The organism is Klebsiella sp. 2019SCSN059 (assembly GCF_021739525.1).
Classification (GTDB): Bacteria; Pseudomonadota; Gammaproteobacteria; order Enterobacterales; family Enterobacteriaceae; genus Klebsiella; species Klebsiella quasipneumoniae.
Genome location: NZ_JAKKOM010000004.1, coordinates 21747 through 42877 on the forward strand (window position 1 = coordinate 21747; position 21131 = coordinate 42877).

A 21131-nucleotide genomic window follows, 5' to 3' on the forward strand; every position below is an offset into this window, starting at 1 on the left:
TTTCCTTTGCGGCTGCCTATGCAGCCGCCAGAGAGCTCAGAAAAAAATATTTCCAAATGAAATAAACGCGATGTCTGCTATTCGCTCAAAGCGGACGTTAGATACCGAAGCATTGCTGTTTATCATGGGATTCAAGTCATCTCCTTGGGCCAAAAATTTCTCCAGAACGTAATTGCAACGTCTTCAATGCTTCCAGCATATCGTCGCCATTCAGAGAACGTTGAGATTTTTTCTGTGTGGGTTTTCTGCGTCTACGCGAGGGGCCATCTCCGGCAGGGAGAGCCTGTGACCGGTTGTTGTCGCGTTTATCCTGAACCAGTTTGATAAATTCAAGTGTCCGCCCGAGGCGTTTATTGTCCACAATAGCCCCCTGGTCGATTTCCTGGAGTCGATCATAGGTGGAGTAGGGAAGAACAGCGTCATTAAGGCGGAGTTCTTTACGACCATCCGGGTAGTGCCAGACCTCGATATATTTCCCGATAGCCCTGCGACTTAACTCATTATCTTCAATCAGATAAAGCACTTTGTCATATTGCACCGTCAGGGATTTTGAAACACGGCGCGATTCCCGCCATGTGAAAAACGCGGCAAGGTCATCGTCAGTTTCAAGTGGCCGGTGAACATCAAAATCATGCCGGGGCGCTTTCGCAAAGCGCCGGTTGTAATCAGCCATAAACTCATCAGCAAATTCATTGGCTGCATCCACAGAAGAAATTCCCCTGAGACGGAGCTCCTTTACAAGGCGATCCTGAAGCGTCAGATGGGCGCGTTCCACACGGCCTTTGGCAGAGCTGGTATTAGCGCAGATAGTCTGGATATTCAGCTCATGCATCGCACGGCCAAACTGGGTATAAATCGCCGCCGGTGGCATTTTTATTGTTGATTCTGAAGACGCTGGCTTTGTCACTGTACAATGCCAGTGGTTTGCCATGCTTTTCCAGATAGCCCCTGGTGGCTTCAAAATCGGTGAAGGTTGATTCCGATTTCACAAATCGAAGCTGCATCAGGCGGCTCGTCGCATCGTCGACGTAGACCAGTGCGGTACAGGCGGGCGCTCGGTTCTCGAACCAGTGATGGTCGCAACCATCAATCTGGATCAGTTCGCCGCAGCAGGCCCGACGATAACGCGGCTGCTGAATTTTCAGCGCACGTTGTTTGCGGGGGATCCAGAGACCGGCTTTGACCATGAGTGAACGGACAGTCTCTTTGGACAGGTGAACATCGTGCAGTTCTGCGAGTTTCTCACACGCCAGCGTAGGCCCAAAGTCGGTATAGCGATCTCGGATAATATTGAGCGCGTACTGTGCAAGGCCATTAGGCAGCTGGTTATTGCTCGGTTTGCCGCGACGGCGGTTAGCCATACCAAGTGGGCCAGATTCACGGTAACGCGACAGAAGGCGTCGGCACTGGCGATCGGAAATATCCAGGCGCTGCGCGACCATCTGAGTGGTCAGACGCCGGTCGACAACGTCCTGAATGATTTTGAGTCGGTTAACTTCATCCAAAGTGAAAAACTCCGCTGCGTGAGCCGTCATCAGAATCCCTCGATGGTGAATAGAGCGGACATTACAACTTTGCGGTTACAATATAAGTGCGCATAATGTATATTATGTTAAATTGCATGTGCTACCCAATAACTTCATATTTGACAGCGGCCTCTTAACAAATCAACACGGTACTTATTATGACTGACATCCCTTTTCTTGCGTTATGTTTATAGTACATGCGCCCTGTCATCTGATATTCAAACTCCTCCCTTAATGGACAATGCTTCCTGAAGATGAACTTTCACCAGACCAGAAACTGGCGGTTATGTATGTTTCATACTTGCCTCCAGTTTCAGGGAAATTAAAACTACACAGGCAGATTTTGTCTCACAGAACACCCAGTATCACTTTGACAGGAAATCACGAAGGTAAAATCTCAATCGTGGCCGCTCTGGCGCGTGTCCCTGTCATTGCTGAAACATAGCTGCTGCCGGAGTGCTTTTTCTGATAAGCCTGATCAATTTTACTTTCAAGCTCAGGGTCTGATGGTTTTGCGAACAGTACGTCGAACTCTTGTCCAATAGCCAGTATCTTACCCGCCTGCTGGGACAATGCAGCCTGATACCATTTTGAACGGGTACCACTATAGGCTCGGACGAAAAGTCTGTTCTCCACCTTCACTTCCCAAATCCATGTCGGCGTACCGGTCGTATTCATATCGGGATGATACGGAGCGATTTTCAGGTCGTCGGCCGCATCTATTCTTGTTAATACTTCAGGGTTCCAGAACATAAACTTCTCCTCTTTCAAGAGCAGTGTCTGTCGTTTGTCGCGCAGACACTGCATCTGAAAGCACCGGACGGTGCTATGGCTTACTTATTAAAATTTTTGTTAAAAAATGCAGTGATGTTATCGAACGGGATCTTATCCATACGATCATATAAATCGACATGTGTGGCATCTTTAACAATCAGCAGCTCTTTGGGTTGATTTGCCGCTTCATAAGCCGTTTTAGAGAAGTAAAGCGAATGCGCTTTTTCGCCATGGATGAACAGGATCGGACGCGGAGAAATTTCCTTGATATAGGTCATGAGCGGGAAATTCATGAAGGCCATCGGCGTTGTCACCGACCATGAATTGCCAGAGTTGACGGCTCGTGGATGATAACCGCGTTTGGTCATGTAGTAATCCGCATAGTCCACGAGGAACTGCGCTTCCCCGCCCTTCAGTTTATTATAGGCTGGCTGGTATGCAGGTTTGCCGTTTGCCGCATCTTCCCAGCGCTGAAGACTCATCTTCTCCAGCACCTGCTCGCGTTGCTCCGGCGTTACGCTGTCATTGTAGCCTTTCGACATCACGCGGCTCATATCATACATGGTGCTGGCAACGACCGCTTTTACGCGTTTATCCACTGCAACAGCGTTCAGGGCAATCCCTCCCATGCCGCAGATACCAATGACACCGATACGTTCACGATCCACATAAGGTTGCAGTCCAATGAAATCGACTGCGGCCATAAAGTCTTCGGTATTGATATCAGGGGAAGCAATATTGCGGGGTTCACCACTGCTTTCACCGGTATAAGACGGATCAAATGCCAGCGTCACGAATCCGCGCTCTGCCAGGGTCTGAGCATAAAGACCTGAAGCCTGCTCTTTTACCGCGCCAAACGGGCCGGAAATCACAAGCGCAGCAAGCTTCTTGTTCCCGCGATCTTTAGGAAGATACACATCTGCGGCCAGCGTAATACCGTAACGATTTTTAAAAGTGACTTTTTGATGATCCACTTTTTCGCTCCTTGGGAAAGTTTTATCCCACGTCTGAACCAGACGGACTGAAGAATCTGCTGTGCCTGGTGCCGGCTGGGCGACCGCAGCTTCTGTTGAAATCAGAGCCATCGCTCCGGCGAGGAGTGCGCCATTAAAAAAGCGCGTTGAAGATTTTAGCGTCATGATATTAAAACCTTTCATTGGATGTGGAGGGATAGTTTCAGACAGCATGCATGAGTATTTCAGTTACAACTTCCGCCGGGTAATCACTGGCGATACCAAACGCTTTGACATTAATCTGGACGTTCTCAACGATAGCGGGCAGATCTGCTTCCCTGATGTTCAGCTGTTCAAGACGTGTTGGCGTACCAATTTCTTCGAACCACTTCTCAAGCGCTGCGATGCCGTCGTCTGCCGAACTGAGTCCGAACACATATTTTGCGAAACGCTCAAACTGCGGTGTATTTTGGTTTTTGTACCATTTCATCCAGGCGGGCATAACAACGGACAACCCTGCCCCATGCGGAACGTTGAAAAGTGCGGATAAAGCGTGCTCGATTGCATGATTCGGATAGCTGAATCCGGCACAGCCTGACAGGATCAAACCGTTTTGAGCAAGGGTTGCTGCCCAGGCAAATTCCCCACGCGCAGCCTCATCATCCGGACTGGCAATGAGTATTTGTGTGGTTTCAATTACCGTATTTAGTAGCGCTTCAACCAGTCGCGACTGAATTGCAGGCTGAACGGTTGCGGTGAAGTACACTTCGATAAGGTGTGAAATGATATCAGCGGCAGAATAGACCAGGTAATCTCGGGAGACGCCCGTCATCAGCGCAGGACTCAGTACGGATACCACCGGACGCGTGTAGTCGTTACCGATCGATAATTTTTCATGGGTTGCTTCGTTGGTGACAACGGCATGCGGGTTCATTTCGCTTCCCGTTGCGGCCAGGGTCAGAATGGCAAACAAAGGTAAAGCAGAGATAAGCTCGCCTTTACCAGCGAATAAATCCCAGACGTCGCCATTATAATGTGCACCGGCCGCGATTGCCTTAGCGCTGTCAAGGACGGAGCCGCCGCCAACGCTCAGAATAGCGTCCACGTTATGGTGTTTCGCCAGTTCCACCCCTTCACGGACTTTGGATATCACCGGGTTACTTACGATACCGCCAAGTTCTATATACTCGATGTCGTTATCGGCAAGATTCTGGCTGACCGTAGCGAACAGGCCTTCTCGTTTAATACGTTCGCTTCCGTAGCACAGCAGGACGTTACGTGCGCCAGCACTGGCAATGTGTGCACCGATAGTATCCTCTTTTCCGGAACCGAATTCGATTCGGGTTGGGTTGTAGAAAGTAAACTCTTTCACGTATGTCTCCTCCGGATAACCTGTCTGGCAGTTAAAAATGGCTTTAACCTGAACGGTTTAAATTGGCTCGCTGTGAAAGCTGACTGACAGGTCACAGCTTCATTTCAGTGTTGTTATTTTGAGTGCCTTACATGAAAGTTGTTATTAAAATACTCTGCATTATTTGCCTGATCCTCTGAAACTGAATTTAAAGCGTATATTTCAATTTTCATCTTTGCTAAGTTGTTAACGTCAAAAGCCGCAATAAACGTGAGGTATTACAGAATGATTTCTGACAAGACGGTTGAAAAACGACTCAGCGTGCTTTCCCGTGATATTGCTCAGCGCACTCCGGGCACCGGTGATTTCCCAACAGCGGTAGAAGGACTCCAACTGTTCCGCCGAAACGAAACCGCTCCTCCGGTGAGCTGCCTGGTCCCTCCCAGTATCGTTCTGGTGGCCGATGGCGCGAAGATCATGTGGGTTGGTGGTGAACCTTACGAATACAATGCGGAAAAATTCCTGATCACCTCCCTTGACCTGCCAGCCAGCTCGGAGGTTTTACAGGCTTCGACATCCCGGCCCTGCGTCGGCGTAGCCTATAAACTTGACCAGCGCGTGCTGATGGAATTAATTGCCCAGGGAAGCCTGCCGCCGGTCAAAAAACGAGACGCGGGAACGGGTGTCGGTATAGGAACGGTTACTGATGTTTTGCTGGAACCTTTCTGCCGTCTGCTTTCTTTGCTTGACGAGCCTGAAGCCATTCCTGTCCTCGGGCCGCTGATTCAAAGGGAGATACATTACCGGCTTTTGATGAGCGATCAGTCCGATCATCTCAGACAGATTGCAGCAGTAGACGGCCATGGCTACCGTATCGGTAAAGCAATCGACTGGTTAAAAACCAATATTGCGTCACCCTTACGCGTAGAGGAACTGGCAAGTCGGGTGCAAATGAGCACGCCCTCTTTTCACCAACACTTCAGGCAGCTTGCGGGAATGAGTCCGCTCCGGTATCAGAAATGGCTGCGCCTCAATGAAGCCAGGCGACTGATGCTGAATGAACATTACGATGTCACCACAGCAGCCTATGCTGTCGGTTACGAAAGCTTATCCCATTTCAGCCGGGAATATACGCGGATGTTCGGGGAGTCACCCAAGAGGGATGTTACTGTGCTGAGAAATTCAGCTGGTAAGCTTTAGTATTATCGTTATGTATTTTATCCTGTTATTGTTCCGGTCGCGCAAAACTTGCAGGAAAGCCATAAAGGCGGGAGAATCCTGTCGGCGGTAAGGATAAAAGATGTGGTAGCCCTCAAACACAAGCCTTTTCATAATCCCTACTTCTCGCCTGTGAAATCAATATGCTCGGGCATCACGGTTCTATTGGTGACGCTTTATTTTGCTCTTACTCTGTTGCGTCGATACTCGCTTATAGTGCTGACCTTCTGAAGGTCCCTATTGGCGATCGGATCAATGCAGGACAACTGCTGGCCACGCGTGTCATACCAGCACGATGGTGCACAGGCCGACGTTTCAGGAGACTAAGCGTCTGCATAGAGGTCTCCTCCCTTATCGTCAGTCGAAAGCATAATATCATGGCATTAGTCCCGTTTGATCGCATGCGCTCAAAAAGCAGCAGTCACGTACTCAACAGTTAGCGCGGTATATGCTCAAACCAGATTTATTAACCTTTTTAAAACTTCAGAGCATCTGTCTTTGCGCCATACTAACTCCCATTCCTGAACCAGGTTTAAATCTTCTAAAACCACAAACGACACGTTTGGCGGAGCAAGGTGTCTAATCCCTTCTGCAACGATGGTACATCCCATCCCGGCGCTAACTAACGTAAGCATGGAAACTGCATCCACCCCGTGCATAACGGAACGCGGCGTAAAACCCGCATCGTAAAAGGAATGAATAAGTCGATCATGCCACGCCGGTGCGGCGGTACGAGGAAGCCATATAAAGTCAAGATTCTGCAAATCTCTTAAGTAACGAGGTTCCTTATTATCAGGCCACTTCCATTCAGCCGGATAAGCTAATAACATTTTTTCTTTGAAAACGGGAATTCCTGCAAAAAGCGGGTCATTAAGTGGTCTAAACAATAAAAAGCCAGCATCAAGATCTCCCTCAGCGATCTTTGAAAGTTGCACTTCAGATATGAGGTGGTGAAGCGTAATGCCGACGAGCGGTGATGTCTTCTTGAATTTTTTTAATAATGCCGTGATCGGTGGTGCGGCATATTGTATTACAGGAAGCGCTATAGAGATATTCCCGCATTCCCCATGGGAGGCCCGAATAGCACGCTCCTTTATGACCGTTACATTATTAATTAATACTTCGGCGTCTTTGAGGAACTGGCTTCCTGCATCAGTAAGTTGCACCCCTCGCCCCGTTCGTTTGAATAGCGTGACTCGAAGATCTTCTTCCAGTTTTTGGATCTGGCGGGTTAGAGCAGGTTGAGCTATATGCAGTTCTAACGCTGCTTGACTAATGCTGCCCAGCTTCGCTACTGAGATGAAGTAGCGGCATTGACGCAATTCCATAGATATACCTCGATGGTATGAGTTAGATGTTGAAAAGGTATTTTACGACATAGTTAGCGTTATCTATCATCCATGATGAATGAATTAAAGCAAGTAGTCTTATGGCAGTAATTCATTAAGGTAGTTTGGGAAGATTGATTTTATGTGAATTAAGTCAATAAAGATTAAAATATTTGTTGCCTTTTCGAAGATTAACGCTAACTAAAAGAGATATATCATGTCATATAAAAGTAGAACGACTCTTAATGTGAAGAGGCTCACAGAATTTAGGCATGATTTACATATGCATCCAGAATTAAAATTTATGGAGCATCGGACATCCGATAAAATCGCAGATTTTCTTGCGGATCTGGATATCCCCTACACGCGAGGGCTAGCTTCTACGGGAATTGTTGGCAGTATATACGGTAAAAATCGTAGCGCTAATGATCCTGGACCAGCATTAGGTATAAGAGCAGATATTGATGCCCTGCCATTAGAAGAAGCGAATAAATTCATGCATGCTAGTAAGCGTAAAGGATGTATGCATGGATGCGGACATGACGGGCACACCGCTATGTTACTTGGCGCAGCCGAACTGCTTTCAGCTAATCGAGATTTTGATGGGACCATTCATCTGATTTTTCAGCCAGGGGAAGAAGGCGGCGCTGGGGCGCGCGTTATGATGAACGAAGGACTGTTTAAGCTCTTTCCCTGTCAAGCCGTATTTGCTTTGCATAACTGGCCTCACCTTCCGCAAGGACAAATGGGGACAAAAATTGGACCAATAATGGCATCGGGAGTCACCTTTGAGATCACCGTTTTTGGTAAAGGTGGACACGCGGCTCTCCCCCAGTCAACTATTGATCCTGTGCCGATCGCCTGCTTTATTGTAACACATCTGCAGACTTTAATATCACGTCGGATGAATCCTCTGGACGCCGCCGTGTTGACTATTGGAAAAATTGAGGCAGGTAGTTCGCCGAATATAATCCCTTCTGAAGCAAAAATTATGGGTACATGCCGTACCTTAACAAACGAAGCGCAATCATTAATTCTGGATAATATGCAGCACATTGCTATCAGCATAGCAGAAGCACATGGCGCACATGCTGAGGTAATTATAAAAGAAGGTGGTTATCCAAATACAAACAATCATCCCAAAGAAGCTAGGTTTATGGCTGAAATGATGCGGGAAATTGTTGGTGATAATAATACTCATGATAATGTTCTTCCAGCGATGACTGCCGAAGATTTTGGTTTTATGCTCCAGGAGGTACCTGGCGCATATGGATGGATCGGGAATGGTAACGATGCGCATTCTCAAGGGGATCTACATAGTACATCATATGACTTCAACGATAAAAACCTCGAGTTAGGTGCTGTTTTTTGGGAAAAACTGGCACGCCAATGGTTTATTACAGAGGTTACACATAGTTAGCTGTTATTTCGCCCGTAAAGTCCGACCAGGTAAAATCTGCTCTTTCCTTATCTGAGGAAAATAAGAATTTACCGCCCTATAATAACCATAAGGATTAACAAATGAAAAATGATACTGATTTACCTCAAAGTGTCACAATTTTAGAACACGTACAAAAACCTACCCGACAGCGTTTTTTTGTATTAGGGATTTTATTCATTAGCTTATCGATTATATATCTTGACCGTGTCAATATTTCTATTATTGCAGCGAACACTCATTTTTTAAATGAAATGCATCTCAATGACAAACCAATCTTAGTTGGCTTATTGATGTCTTTATTCTTAGCGAGTTACGGGATTGCAAATGTTTTTTTAAGCCCTCTAGGAGATTATATTGGTCCTCGAAGAGCCATGCTTATCGCTTATGTGGTGATAAGCCTGTCACTTTTGGTTGGGGGGTTGTCAAGTTTTTTTGCTATATTATTAGGAACCAGAATTTTGCTAGGTATTGGTGAGGGTCTTTACTACCCTATGCAAAATACAATCATAAAAAATTGGTTCCCAGCTGGAGAACGAGGCCGAGCGAATACGGCATGGATCTTGGGGCAGTCACTCGCTCCTGCACTAGCCATGCCTCTTTATACCTGGATCATAGCTGAGCATTCCTGGCGTCATACTTTTTATTTTTCATTTTCGTTAACCTTGTTACCCATTGTTCTAATCTATTTTTTTACATCAAACTTCCCACAGGAGAATAAATACGTTAACGATCTTGAACTCAAAACAATCAATAAAAGCACCACGGAGGAAGTTTTACATAAAAATAGCAGTGAAAAAATTTCAGTTGTTGAACGTGCCAAAGTATATCTGTGCAATTCTAATTTTTGGATTTTATTGGCTGTTTTTTCTTCTAACTCCATGCTGTCGTGGGGCGTTGTAACTTGGCTTCCAACATATTTAAATACTGAGCGCGGTTTTTCATGGGCAAATGTTGGTTGGATGTCCGCCCTGCCTTTTATATTTGGACTTTTGTTCAAAGTGCTCGCTGGGTTCATTGTCGACAAAACTGACAGGAAAGGCATGGTAATGTTTGCTTCCGCCATGTTATGTGCTGCAAGCATCCTGATTGGAGTGAATATAACTAATAATGTTTTCGCTGCCATCGTGATCTCTTTCGGTATCGGCGCCTCCTCAATGCAGCTACCCTGTGTGTTTACCCTCTTGCAATCAATGGTTCCTGCAGAAGCGATGTCTGCAGCTGCGGGGGCTTTAAATGGCATGGCCGTTGGTTTTGGGGCATTATCACCTGTATTAATTGGTTTTATTCTGAGTGTTACTCATAACTTTTACGTTGTTATGTATATCCTGGTTGGGATAGTGATACTTGGCGGTTTGTTTTCATTATTATTTAGCCGTCGCAGAAATTAATTTTTAAAGTAAGCGCTATTCATTGTTTTGATATTAACAATGGCGACACTCACGTGTCGCCATTATTCTACAAGAAAGCATAGTAATATAACGCGAGATTAAATATAGCCATATCTGGTTTTAGATTTACGCGCCATAACATTTTCTGTCATAAATTTAATGTGTGCATATAGTTTGTCTTCCTTCTTTAAACGTATTCAGAGATAAAATCACCGGGTGCCAGGTCATGATAGAAGACTGTCTCCCTTCGTTGGACTGATATAGTTGCAATCTCAGGCCACGGGAACGATACCCCATATCGCGATTGACTGGCAAACATTATGTAATGAATGGATTATACGTGATATGTGTGAAATGAAGAGCATTCACAAATTACAGAATGATGAATAAAACGGTTTGCGATCACTTGGCGCGCCCCCTAATAACTGCATATAATGCTGCCAGAGAGAACCAGCGAGGGGTATTATTACAATATTCTTCCCATTGTCGGCCAAACAGTTCTTGCATGCCAGCCTCTTCAACCTGTATATGCAAGTTGCTCAGAAGTAAAATGAGAAGCGGGGTAATCATTAAACCAGCTACACTACTTAACAATAGGGCAAAAGCGATATGTATCCCTATAAATCCAAGGTACACGGGGTTACGGGAAAAACGAAAACATCCTCTGGTCACCAGCGTACTGGTTCGTTCCGGATGTAATGCATTGAGGGTTGTGTGATTGCTCATCAACGTTACCAGTCCCGTCAGAGACAGGCCAAGACTAATGCCTCCAGTGACCAGGGCGGTGCATACTCTCCATGATACGGTGAATATCTCATCAATATGCATAAGTACAGGCCAACGCGCCCACATATTGACCAGTAAACATAGTAGTAAAAGCACCGGCGGTGCCAGCCCCTTTCTTGCAATATCTTTCATTCTAAACATGTTATCCCTGCTGCTGTGGATTCAGGAGCGAGTCAAAATTAACACTGATTTTCTCACTCATTGACGCGTGCCCGCCCCTGGTCCTTGCCTACGCAGTTATGCCCTCATCATTCAACTTCTTCAGTTAACAGGATTAAAACAAATATTATTTCTGTCTTCTTATTTTACATGTAGTAAATAAATTCAATATCGTCAATCCAGGAAAGAAACACGGAGGACAAAGCAAAAATAGTGCACCTGTGTTTACAGCGTCTATCCACTTTGCCTCCTGTTGTATTACCTAATATACGCGATAGCTTCGATTTCAACTAAGGCTTCTTTTGGTAATTTGCCGGCCTGAATGCATGAACGTGCTGGCGCTCCTGAGTCGCCAAAAAATTCGGTGTATACTTCATTAAATACTGCAAAATCCTCCATCTTTGCGAGAAAACAAGTGGTTTTAAGCACAGTATCCAGCGAGGCGCCTGATTGCTCCAAAACGGCTTTTACATTCAATAATGATTGACGAGTCTGTTCCCTTACTCCTCCTTCGGGAAATTTCATTGTTGATGGATCCAGAGGTAGCTGGCCTGAAGTCATCACCAAATTACCAAATGACACCCCTTGAGAATAAGGTCCAATGGCTGCTGGAGCTGCTTTGGTATTAATAATTTTTTTCATCTTTATCTCCTGAAAATAAAAAATGCCGTCTTCTCGCGCAAAAAAATCTGATTTACATCATTATTACGTTGTTTGGATTTCAGTTAACAAGCGTAAGCAGTGCTGTCGGGTAAAGTTAATAAAGTCAGTGATATAGTCCTTATTGATGTTTTCTGTAAGTGTAGCAAGCCAAATTTCTGAAATTAGTTTATTTTCTGTAATTGACTTTGCTGTGACGTATTTTTTATCAAGATATTCTGATACTGCCCAGATAGGCAATGCGGCAATACCCCGCTGGCAGGCAACCTGTTGAATGATAGCCATGGTGAGCTCTGTTGTTTTCCTCCTTATTGGAATGCCGGCAGGTTTAAGGACTTTTCGACAAAGATCGATACGTTCATCCGGTACTGCGTAGGTGATGAGCGATTCACCACGGAAGTCCTCCGCTTCAAGCCAGGGCTTTCGCGTTAAAGGATGTTCATTTGCCAAAATAGCAACCATTTCATATTTAAATAAGGAGCTATAACTCACCAGGTCTGTCTGCTCGGTTTCATCCACGATGGCAACATCAGCTCTGTTTTGCAACAGAAGACCCACTGGATCTGGCTGAAAACCAGGCAAAATATCAATTTCAACCTCAGACCATTTCTTACGAAACTCATCCATCACCGGTAGTAACCAGCCATAACAGGTGTGACACTCAAGGGTTATCCGGAGCGCGCCCTGTTTTCCGAGCGCTAACTTATAAAGATCCCTGTTGGCTTCCTCCATTGCATTAAGCACGGTTTCAGCAAGCTGTAACAGACGCTCACCCGCCAGGGTAAACTTTACGGGCGATGTTTTTCGCATAAACAGAGAAACGTTATAGTGTTCTTCGAGCTGTTTGATCTGGTGCGATAATGCCGATTGAGTCAGTTGCATAGCTGCTGCCGCGCGCGTCAGGCTTCCTGTTTTACGCAATGCTAAAAGAGTTTGTAAGTGCTTAAGGTCTATCGGAATATCCATTACTGCTTCCGTTAATCACAACGTTTTGTCATAGCGCTAGTATAACAAGCGCCAGCCTGACTGGCGCTTTTCCTGGTTCTTACGCCTTTAGATGACGTAGCGCCCGATCCAGGTCTTTTACTAAATCTACGGGATCTTCTAAGCCGATCTGTAAACGGAAGGAGTGCCCTTCGTACGGCCAGTGATATTCCGGACGATCTTTACGCGGGTTAAACGGAATAGCCAGGCTTTCAAAACCGCCCCACGAAAAACCGATGCCGAAATACTCCAGGCTATCAATAAACTTCTCCACGGACTCTTTTGAATAGTGAGGTTTAAGCACCACGCTAAACAAACCGCTGGAACCGGTGAAGTCACGTTTCCAAATTTCGTGACCCGGACAGGAAGGTAATGCCGGATGTAGCACCTGCTCCACTTCTTCACGTTCCTCAAACCATTTAGCAATTTTAAGCGCTGAATCCTGATGGCGTCCAAGACGCAAAGACATAGTACGCAATCCGCGCTGTGCGAGATAAACATCATCCGGCGCAGCATGCAGACCAAAGAGATAGATAAAGCGACGAATGGCAAGCCAGGTTTCTTTATTTGTGGTGATCAACCCCATCTGCGCGTCAGAATGTCCAACGATATATTTAGTGGCAGCATGCACGGAGACATCCACACCGTGCTCAAATGGCTTGAAAAACAGCGGTGTCGCCCAGGTATTATCAATAATAACTTTAGCGTTGTGGGCATGCGCCACGCGAGTTATTGCCGGAATATCCTGGATATCGAAAGTTTGGGAGCCAGGAGATTCTGTAAACACTACGGTCGTGTTTTCCTGGAACAGTTCAGCAATGCGATCGCCAATAGTCGGATCGAAAAAGGTTGCCGAAACGCCCATTTTGGCCAGCACATTATTGACGAATCCACGCGTCGGGCCGTAAACGCTACTACTGACCAGGATATGATCGCCATTTTTAACCAGAGCCAGTAACGCACTTGTGCAGGCTGCAAGTCCAGTAGGCACCAGTAAAGATCGGTACCCCCCCTCCAGTTCGGCCAGGGCTTTCTGCACGGCGAAGGTGATAGGCGTTCCAAATCGACCATAATACATCACTTCATCTTCCGCATCTTCAAACAGCGCCTGGTGGCGCTCATTGAGCTCTTTGCAGTTTTTGAAGATGACCGTTGAGGCGTGATATACAGGCGGGTTAACCACGCCACCAAATACTTCGGGATCGAACGGACCATGACATAGATACGTTTCTGGTGATATCTGGTTATCAAAACTATGATTAGACATTATTACTATTCCTCTGATTACAACTCTTACTGTCTTATTTATGGCCTATGACCTCTCACGGGATAACTGGAGAGGACAACTCATTAAGCGCGGTTTTTAGGCGTTTTACCGCTTCTTTAAGGCTCTCTTCTGTCGCGCTGACATACGACATTCGTAGGGTGGAATGATCCGGTTCTTCGCAGTAGAAAAATTCACCAGGCACGTACACCACGCCGTTGCGCAATGTTTTCTGAAGCCACTGCGTGGTATCCATCTCATATTTAAACTTTGCCCATAAAAACATACCGCCCATCGGCTGATGGAACGTGATGTGGTCACCTAGTTCGTTCAACAAATGGTGGCTTAGAACTCGACATTTACGCTCATAAGCCTTTCGGATGAGTGCGATCTGTCCCGACAAGCGGCCACTGCTTAAATAGTGGTAGGTAAGCGACTGCGAGAGAGAACTTGTATGTAAATCTGTGGTTTGCTTGATGTTGACAACCCCTCTTTTGAGCCAATCCGGTAGCACCAGCCACCCTACCCGAGCGCCTGGCGCGAGGATCTTCGAAAAGGTTGATGTGTAAACAACGTTATCACTGTTACCCCTTTCCGCAGACCATGCTCTGAGCGGAATGAATGACGTATCCGTAAAATTGATTTCGCCGTAAGGGTCGTCTTCGATGATGATAAAATCGTAGCGTAGCGAGAGTTCCACCAGCTGTTTACGCCGTTGCTCCGCGAGGGTAACGCCGCTGGGATTACCAAACGTGGGTACGATATACACTGCTTTTATCCGGGTCGTTAGAAGCAGCGTTTCCAGCTCATCGACAATCATGCCCTGAGCATCAGTTCCTACCGACATCAGGTTCGCTTCAGCAAGCTGAAATACCTGCAGTGCCGCCAGGTAAGTAGGCCGTTCTAACACCACTACATCGCCAGGATTAATCAGTGCCCGAGCAAGAATATCCAGAGATTGCTGCGAGCCAGAGGTCACAACGACATCCTCTATGCTGCAGTGAATTCCCCGGTCACGCATGATCTGGCAGATGGCTGCCCGCAGTTCAGAATGACCCTCACTCAATCCATACTGAAACGCGTCTTTCCAACCATGGGTCAGGATATTATCCATAGCAATCTGTAAGCCTTCCCGATCAAACAAGTTTGGATCTGGTATTCCGCCGCCCAGGGAAATAACACCGTCCATTTTGCTGTGTTTCAGCAGTTCTCTAATTGCAGATGATTGAAGGTTTTGTAACTTTTTTGCGATCTTATTGCGCGACATCTCCGCTCCCCACCTTTTTTATATAACGCTTTTAATATCACAGGTACGCAGCGATGATAATTATTTTTTCGCTGGTACTTTTATTTGTGGGTCAACATGAATTGAATTAATGATGACCCACAACAGGACTAATGATTACGCAATGCAAATATCAAGGTTGCAGTAAGGTGCAAGTTGTATAGGTAATACTTATTGTGAAAATAACATGACAAAAGGACCAATGCACATGAGCATGCCGATTAAAATCACATAGTAAACCGAGACGCCACGCAGGTCAGAAAACTTGTCATTTTTAAGAATAATAAAACCGGGAATGATGCAGCTTATAAGACCGTAAGTCACGCCACCAAACACGAACACCTTCAGAATGGGAAAGTTCGTTAGCACGATCAACCACAGCACCAGTACAACCATGACAAAAGCGGCAACTGAAATCGCCTTGCTGTTGTTTGCCTGAGGCTTAACCATTTTTTCAACAGTGACTTTGATCAGACCTACGAAAGATTCATGTACGGCCAGATAGAGCGCCAGGAACGCCGTCACGATGGAAAACACATTGAGAACAACGCTCATATACTTGACCGCGGCACCAGGAATGACCTTAGCGGCCAGAGCCAGGGCCGAGATATTGTCCTGATAGGCTCGTAGCGCATCGGCTTCACTGATAGAGAGTACGATGGACATGACAAACAACAGCACGGTAGCGACCAGAACTAAATAAGCCACTTTATGTACGCGTAAAATTTTATACTTTGCCACGTCCTTATCTTCTTCACGTTTTTTGTAGGCGATGTTCATCGGATTTAGTATCCCAACAAACATAATGGAGAAGATAGCGAACGGAAGCGTCGGGAACGTACCTACGACAAGGTGGCTAACGGTTGGGAATGCACCAATATTGCTCAGATCCCAGAAGGGGATCACCACGAAACCAATCGCTACGATGATCACCAGCTTTACGGCGATCATGCTGCCTGAGACTTTGAAGAGCAGCTTTTCTCCTTTCGACGCGACCAGCGAGAGCCCGGCGATTAACAGCAGAGACCACCACCAGTGTTCGGACAGCGTCTGGTTAGTAAGCCCAAAGGTTTTCAGATACGAGGCGCTGTCGTTGGTAATGGCAAGAGCATACTCCACCATCGACTTCAGCATGGTGAAGGAGTAAAGCGCGCCAAGCAGCACGCCCCAGCGACTGCCAACGTAGCTGGTGATGATACTCAGATAGGAATCTTGCTCATCGCTGCGCGCCATCGTTTCGATGAATAGCTTCTGCATGTAATAAACTGCCGGATAGCCCAGGATAACGGCCAGGGCAAAGACCCACACCCCTTTCAATCCAACCTGTAACGGGAAAAAGACGATTCCGGAACCAATGGCAGCTCCGATGCAAAGCACCACCCACCCTAAATCATACATGGTAAAGGGAATATTCTTATTATTAATTGCGTCAGTATTAATTCCTACGGTCATAGGAGTCCCCAATAGACTTAACAAAAACACAAAGTTATGCATGTTTTAATTATATACTGGAATGACTTGTCTACATTTAATCCAGCAACCTACAAGTCCCTGACGATATTTCAATCAAATACTCGATAGATATCTTTGATTGAATGCATGAAGCTTTACACAGCATACAAAGGGTGGCTAATGAATATTAGAGAAAACAGTTTATACTTTTATTCACATCAAATTTATTTCAGCACAATATGACATGCACCACAAAATATAGTTCCTTTTATCTTAAAGTGTGATCGATGCAATAGCTTTTTCTTATACTTATAATTTCGCCGCGGCTAATTATTGTGATCTGACGCACGTTGATTTTTACCTATTAGAGCAAATTATCTATCGCTTTTTCCCAGTGATTCCATGGCTGGTTTTCTTCCACCAAAAAATCAATAAAGGATCTTACTTTTGGATTACGAAACTTGCTGGGGAAATAGAGTGCATAGAGGCTATGCGTCGGGTAAGCGTATTTACCATCAAGCTTTAAAGGAACAAGCTCCCCTGCATCGATGTGCTGGCTGATGAGATAAGAGGGAAGCCAGGCAATACCCTGCCCTGAAAGAGCCGCCTTCAAGAGCAACAGGCTGCTGTTGGCTTGAACCGGCGTTCGGGGTTTTATCGCGCACTGCGGATGCGGGGATACGATATCGTTATAGCGCAAGGGCGGCGTTAACCCTGGATAGATCAGGCACTCATGGCTTGCAAGCTCGGCGCGTTTAGTCGGCGAGCCCATCCGTGCAAGATAATCAGGGGAAGCGCAGTATAGCCAGCTGATTTTTGAAAGTTTTCTGGCGGCATAGTTCTGCGGGGGCGTGGCGGTAACCCTCAATGCGATATCAACATTGTTTTCGTTCAGGTTCGTCAGGTGATCGTCAAGTTCCAGTATAAGTTCGACATTATGATTTTTCTTACGATATTCTTCGAAAATATCAATCAAATGTGCGTAGCCAAACGCCACAGAACTGGTGACCTTCAAGGCCCCGTGCGGATGGTTGAAATAGCCACAGGTCGTGTTAATGATATCGTCGAACTCTTTGAGCAATTCCGAAGCTCTGGAAACGAAGTACTCCCCGGCTTCAGTCAACTGAAATGAACGGGTTGTTCTTTGGATCAGCGGAACGCCCAGGTTTTCTTCCATTACCGCCAGCCCCTTACTCACGGCGGAGGGCGATAAATTAAGCAAGCGCGCCGCTTCTGACAGCCCCTTCCCTTCACTTATTTTTACCAGCATTTCAATTTGTTTGATCGTCAATGGAATGGTCATCGTTCTTTTCAACCGTCATGCCTGTGGCGTTTGATAATCTCACTATGAAGCAGTATGAAATGGAAACCGAGGTCATACCAAGCAGATAAACTTCCTGGCTAATATAGTTTTTCTTTTAACAAAGCCATCCAGGCAGCAGGCCCGGATAGCATTCGTACGGTTATGCTTTCAGACCCGCTGCAGATCTCAAGGCCCGGGAAGACGTCACAGCGCCAGTAGGTGTAGAGATAATCACCAGGATACCGGCCAGCATGAACGACGGTCCCGATAGATAGTGGAAAGAGAGAGGATGGTGACGCTAGATATCCAGCGCCACCAGAAAACGCGAAACCACCTTGTAAGCAGCCACGGTCTCAACTGTTTTGGCTTCACCGAAGAGACTTTTCAGTGACGCAATGACTGCGGCGTCGACATTAACGTTTATGGAGGATAGATCGGTCAACACAGGTAGGTATTCAACGATGTCCCATGGTGAGAACCATGCGAAAAGACGCCTTTCCGCTACGCATTTTTTCATACGCCTCTTGTGCTTGTGCCAGAGAACGCGTTTCAATCTGCGCGCGCACAGCTGCCAGCAGGCTGAAATGAAGCGTTTTTTCTAATTCAATTGCCGTCCCGGTCATGGCGCCGTTTATCTGTAACTCCCGCCCGACCATGAGACCCGGGGCAAAGCTCAGTGGCGCTTTACCCACACCAACGACCATCAGCCTTCCCTGGGGAAGCAGCGCGGGTAGCAGAGTGGAAACGGCGTGGCTGTCAGTGATGGTCGACAAAATAATTTTGGCGCCGCCCAACGCCTTAATGGCTTCAACAGCCTCTTCGATGTTGGTATCGACGTAGTGATGGGCTCCGAGCGCAATGACTTCTCGTGCAATATCATCGCCCCTGCCAACGGCGATAACGCGAAAACCCATTTTGCGTGCATATTGCAAAGCTAAATGTCCTAACCCCCCGATCCCCTGAACAACAACCGTATCGCCAGCCTGCGCTTGAGATTTTTTTAAGGCATTAAAGGTCGCTACTCCCGCACAAAGTAATGGTACGGCGTCGACGGAGGACAAGTCATCCGGTATAGCGACCAGTCCCGTCTCACGCGCCAGCATGTATTCTGCATACCCCCCGTCTCTTGTGCTGCCAGTAACCGGTTGATTTTGACAGAGATTAAAGTGACCAAGACGGCATTGCTCGCAAGCGTTGCAATGACCACCTAGTCGCCCAACGCCGACACGTTGACCAGGTTTGAGCCAGGCAGGGAGCGGCCCCGATGTTTTGCAGATCGTACCGACCACTTCATGACCCGGTACGCGAGGATACTCAACACGCTTTTCCAGACCTTCAACGACGCCAGAATCCGCTCCGCAAATTCCACAGGCTTCCACTTTTATCAGCACTTCGCCTGGGCCGGGATCCGGGAGTTCTTTTTCCACGTATTCCAGTTGACCAGGACGAGAAACCTGCATTGCTTTATAAGTTTGCTTCATCTTTTATTTCTCGATTATGTGTTGTACGCCTGCCGCAGCGGCATCAATCGCCCCTGCCAGATAGCCTGGAAAGACGGTGGACCATTCGCTCGCGATACCGGTAAGACAGTTACGCCACGGACCGTGATTTGCGCTGGCGGGTGGTACAGAATGACCTGCGGGTAGGGTTAGATCGCGCGAGGTGGAGGTAAAGGGATCTGCCGCCCAGTCTTTAAGAAATTCAGCATGGGGATAGGCGGCTTCCTCGCCAAACAGTCTTATCAACTGGTTTCTGCATAAATCTCTCAGGACTGCGTCACCTATCTTATGACGCTCGTGAAAAGGCACGCCAATAAACCCGAATAACGCAAACATCCTGTCAGGTTCTGAAACATCGTGAATTTCAACCATAGGCCCAATGTTGCTTCTTACCTCCCCGGATAGTCCCTTCCTTTTCCAGAAATTATCGGGATACACAGCGACATACTTTGCATGGGGTGCCATCCAGGTTCCGGTGTTACGCCATGCGTGCAATAACGTCGTGGGTAGCGCGGGGAAAAAATTGATCCCTGCAGCCAGCATAGGAGGCAATGCCAACAGTACATGTTGCGCCTGCCGGCTAAACGGGCGTCCATCGGCATAAGTTCCGCAAACGTTCAGGTTGCCATTTTGCTGTTCGATGTGTTTAACCTGCAGTCCGGTCTGAATGCGCCCAGGCTTTAACTCCGCCAGTAATACATTGGGCAGTCGTGACATCCCACCACTTACACGGGCGGCTGCAGGCGAAGAGACAAATCCAGGATGGCGAGAAGGGGCATCTTTGGGACGCTCAAAAAGCATGTCCCCCCTCTCCTGGTGACTGAATGACTCAATGTTCAGTTCTCTGAATAACTGCTTCAATGCAGGTTGTATCGTTGGCCAGAACCAGGTCGCGCCTAAATCTGCCTCAGCGGCATTCGCCTGTAAGATACGCCCCCCCATACGCTCACGACCTTCGAGAAGTGCGTAGTCAATATCCGCTTTCTCCAGCAATCTGGCCGCGTATAACCCGCTGAGCCCCCCTCCCACAATGATGACCTCAGCATTCATCATGGTACTGTTACCTGCTCAACGTCGAGATGGCCTTTTTTGAGATACACCAGGGTGTTGTCGATCCCGGCAGTAAACGCCATTCCCTGCCCGGACGGGATGCGTATCAAGCTCCCCTTCGCATGAATGCGGTTGCCTTCTATCATGCTCCCTTCCACGATGAGCAACTCTGCCCCTCCCTTCAGTGCAGGGTCCACCAGTAGCGCACCAGCATGAATACCCAGCAGACAAACACTTTCTTGTGCACTCTCAAATAACGGACAAACAGACATTCCGCCGTCCGCAAGCCAATTTTCAGGCGCACGGGTATCGATACGTAACGGAACAGTTTCCTGGGTTGTCATCTGGCCAAGCTTAACGAACAACAGCGTGCCGTTTTTGCTGTGAGGTTGATGGGAAGAACCCGGTGGGTTACGCAAATACCAGCCGGTGGGATAATCGCGGTTACCTTCTGAGAATTGACCCTGCAGAACCAGGATCTCTTCTCCACCGGGATGTTGATGTTGCGGGAATACTGTAAGAGGCAAATAACGAACCACGCTGGTGGCGCGGGCCTGCTCACCACCGATACGATCCAACATAACCCGATCAATCCCTGTCTGAGGGGAGTGAACCCAGTGGTAATCATCACAGGAAACGGTAACGCGCTGGGTGAAATCGTGGTTTATTAACATGCATTTTCCAGGGTATGTGTAAGGCGGCCCCACGCG

16 protein-coding genes and 3 pseudogenes are annotated in these 21131 nt (G+C 47.1%); 4 read left to right on the plus strand and 15 right to left on the minus strand.

All coding sequences use genetic code 11. The features are described from left to right. Positions 1–136: 136 nt before the first annotated feature. The 3 genes and pseudogenes from L2I46_RS06355 to L2I46_RS06370 all read right to left on the minus strand — a co-directional run bounded on the left by L2I46_RS06355 (position 137) and on the right by L2I46_RS06370 (position 3457). Positions 137–1535 (minus strand): annotated as a pseudogene (locus L2I46_RS06355) (ISNCY family transposase). A gap of 372 nt (positions 1536–1907) precedes the next feature. Further along, positions 1908–2279, minus strand: coding sequence for a DUF2255 family protein (locus tag L2I46_RS06365; RefSeq protein WP_236947632.1), 372 nt, complete (start codon positions 2277–2279; stop codon positions 1908–1910). Positions 2280–2359: 80 nt separating this feature from the next. Beyond that, on the minus strand, positions 2360–3457 hold the full coding sequence (locus tag L2I46_RS06370) for an alpha/beta hydrolase (protein ID WP_117132279.1): 1098 nt from the start codon (positions 3455–3457) through the stop codon (positions 2360–2362). 28 nt (positions 3458–3485) lie between these two features. On the opposite strand from L2I46_RS06370, the pseudogene L2I46_RS06375 reads away from it, so the two are divergent. Further along, a pseudogene (locus tag L2I46_RS06375) lies at positions 3486–3668 on the plus strand (hypothetical protein); the annotation flags it as partial. On the opposite strand, the pseudogene L2I46_RS06380 reads toward L2I46_RS06375, so the two are convergent. Next, a pseudogene (locus tag L2I46_RS06380) lies at positions 3594–4625 on the minus strand (iron-containing alcohol dehydrogenase); the annotation flags it as partial. The pseudogenes L2I46_RS06375 and L2I46_RS06380 sit on opposite strands and share 75 nt — an antisense overlap. 264 nt (positions 4626–4889) lie before the next feature. Between L2I46_RS06380 and L2I46_RS06385 the strand changes: the two are divergent. Further along, a complete protein-coding gene (locus L2I46_RS06385) occupies positions 4890–5804 on the plus strand; it encodes an AraC family transcriptional regulator (RefSeq protein ID WP_032452853.1) in 915 nt (304 codons plus the stop codon). Between the two features lie 470 nt (positions 5805–6274). On the opposite strand, the gene L2I46_RS06390 is transcribed toward L2I46_RS06385, so the two are convergent. Beyond that, the gene (locus tag L2I46_RS06390; RefSeq protein ID WP_236947633.1) at positions 6275–7150 is read right to left on the minus strand and encodes a LysR family transcriptional regulator; all 876 of its coding nucleotides are present in this window, start codon (positions 7148–7150) and stop codon (positions 6275–6277) included. 217 nt (positions 7151–7367) lie between these two features. Here L2I46_RS06390 and L2I46_RS06395 point away from each other — a divergent pair, with 217 nt between their 5' ends. Both L2I46_RS06395 and L2I46_RS06400 read left to right on the plus strand, forming a co-directional pair. Beyond that, entirely contained in the window at positions 7368–8570 is a 1203-nt protein-coding gene (locus L2I46_RS06395; protein ID WP_071997536.1) for a M20 aminoacylase family protein, read from the plus strand. Positions 8571–8671: 101 nt separating this feature from the next. Further along, complete coding sequence (locus tag L2I46_RS06400; protein ID WP_236947634.1) at positions 8672–9979, plus strand: MFS transporter; 1308 nt, start codon at positions 8672–8674, stop codon at positions 9977–9979. 402 nt (positions 9980–10381) lie between these two features. Here L2I46_RS06400 and L2I46_RS06405 read toward each other — a convergent pair whose 3' ends face one another. The 10 genes from L2I46_RS06405 to L2I46_RS06450 all read right to left on the minus strand — a co-directional run bounded on the left by L2I46_RS06405 (position 10382) and on the right by L2I46_RS06450 (position 21095). Beyond that, complete coding sequence (locus tag L2I46_RS06405; RefSeq protein WP_236947635.1) at positions 10382–10897, minus strand: methyltransferase family protein; 516 nt, start codon at positions 10895–10897, stop codon at positions 10382–10384. Between the two features lie 285 nt (positions 10898–11182). Beyond that, a complete protein-coding gene (locus L2I46_RS06410) occupies positions 11183–11566 on the minus strand; it encodes a RidA family protein (RefSeq protein WP_032452850.1) in 384 nt (127 codons plus the stop codon). A 63-nt stretch (positions 11567–11629) separates the two neighbouring features. Next, on the minus strand, positions 11630–12550 hold the full coding sequence (locus tag L2I46_RS06415) for a LysR family transcriptional regulator (RefSeq protein ID WP_049014112.1): 921 nt from the start codon (positions 12548–12550) through the stop codon (positions 11630–11632). A gap of 79 nt (positions 12551–12629) precedes the next feature. Beyond that, positions 12630–13835, minus strand: coding sequence for a cystathionine beta-lyase (gene metC, locus L2I46_RS06420; RefSeq protein WP_075206815.1), 1206 nt, complete (start codon positions 13833–13835; stop codon positions 12630–12632). Between the two features lie 55 nt (positions 13836–13890). Continuing rightward, a complete protein-coding gene (locus L2I46_RS06425) occupies positions 13891–15099 on the minus strand; it encodes an aminotransferase-like domain-containing protein (RefSeq protein ID WP_236947636.1) in 1209 nt (402 codons plus the stop codon). A gap of 189 nt (positions 15100–15288) precedes the next feature. Beyond that, positions 15289–16569, minus strand: coding sequence for an amino acid permease (locus tag L2I46_RS06430; RefSeq protein WP_236947637.1), 1281 nt, complete (start codon positions 16567–16569; stop codon positions 15289–15291). 364 nt (positions 16570–16933) lie between these two features. Then, positions 16934–17872, minus strand: coding sequence for a LysR family transcriptional regulator (locus L2I46_RS06435; protein ID WP_032452846.1), 939 nt, complete (start codon positions 17870–17872; stop codon positions 16934–16936). A 455-nt stretch (positions 17873–18327) separates the two neighbouring features. Further along, entirely contained in the window at positions 18328–19353 is a 1026-nt protein-coding gene (locus tag L2I46_RS06440; protein WP_236947638.1) for an alcohol dehydrogenase catalytic domain-containing protein, read from the minus strand. 3 nt (positions 19354–19356) lie between these two features. After that, entirely contained in the window at positions 19357–20424 is a 1068-nt protein-coding gene (locus tag L2I46_RS06445; protein WP_065806195.1) for a flavin monoamine oxidase family protein, read from the minus strand. Beyond that, positions 20421–21095, minus strand: coding sequence for a cupin domain-containing protein (locus L2I46_RS06450; RefSeq protein WP_272909725.1), 675 nt, complete (start codon positions 21093–21095; stop codon positions 20421–20423). The genes L2I46_RS06445 and L2I46_RS06450 overlap by 4 nt, the downstream gene beginning before the upstream one ends. Positions 21096–21131: the final 36 nt, after the last annotated feature.

Excerpts from the sequence above, each read along its gene's own strand:
- L2I46_RS06365 (WP_236947632.1), bottom strand. The coding sequence starts at position 2,279 with ATGTTCTGGAACCCTGAAGTATTAACAAGAATAGATGCGGCCGACGAC.
- L2I46_RS06370 (WP_117132279.1), bottom strand. The coding sequence starts at position 3,457 with ATGAAAGGTTTTAATATCATGACGCTAAAATCTTCAACGCGCTTTTTT.
- L2I46_RS06385 (WP_032452853.1), top strand. The coding sequence starts at position 4,890 with ATGATTTCTGACAAGACGGTTGAAAAACGACTCAGCGTGCTTTCCCGT.
- L2I46_RS06390 (WP_236947633.1), bottom strand. The coding sequence starts at position 7,150 with ATGGAATTGCGTCAATGCCGCTACTTCATCTCAGTAGCGAAGCTGGGC.
- L2I46_RS06395 (WP_071997536.1), top strand. The coding sequence starts at position 7,368 with ATGTCATATAAAAGTAGAACGACTCTTAATGTGAAGAGGCTCACAGAA.
- L2I46_RS06400 (WP_236947634.1), top strand. The coding sequence starts at position 8,672 with ATGAAAAATGATACTGATTTACCTCAAAGTGTCACAATTTTAGAACAC.
- L2I46_RS06405 (WP_236947635.1), bottom strand. The coding sequence starts at position 10,897 with ATGAAAGATATTGCAAGAAAGGGGCTGGCACCGCCGGTGCTTTTACTA.
- L2I46_RS06410 (WP_032452850.1), bottom strand. The coding sequence starts at position 11,566 with ATGAAAAAAATTATTAATACCAAAGCAGCTCCAGCAGCCATTGGACCT.
- L2I46_RS06415 (WP_049014112.1), bottom strand. The coding sequence starts at position 12,550 with ATGGATATTCCGATAGACCTTAAGCACTTACAAACTCTTTTAGCATTG.
- metC (WP_075206815.1), bottom strand. The coding sequence starts at position 13,835 with ATGTCTAATCATAGTTTTGATAACCAGATATCACCAGAAACGTATCTA.
- L2I46_RS06425 (WP_236947636.1), bottom strand. The coding sequence starts at position 15,099 with ATGTCGCGCAATAAGATCGCAAAAAAGTTACAAAACCTTCAATCATCT.
- L2I46_RS06430 (WP_236947637.1), bottom strand. The coding sequence starts at position 16,569 with ATGACCGTAGGAATTAATACTGACGCAATTAATAATAAGAATATTCCC.
- L2I46_RS06435 (WP_032452846.1), bottom strand. The coding sequence starts at position 17,872 with ATGACCATTCCATTGACGATCAAACAAATTGAAATGCTGGTAAAAATA.
- L2I46_RS06440 (WP_236947638.1), bottom strand. The coding sequence starts at position 19,353 with ATGAAGCAAACTTATAAAGCAATGCAGGTTTCTCGTCCTGGTCAACTG.
- L2I46_RS06445 (WP_065806195.1), bottom strand. The coding sequence starts at position 20,424 with ATGATGAATGCTGAGGTCATCATTGTGGGAGGGGGGCTCAGCGGGTTA.
- L2I46_RS06450 (WP_272909725.1), bottom strand. The coding sequence starts at position 21,095 with ATGTTAATAAACCACGATTTCACCCAGCGCGTTACCGTTTCCTGTGAT.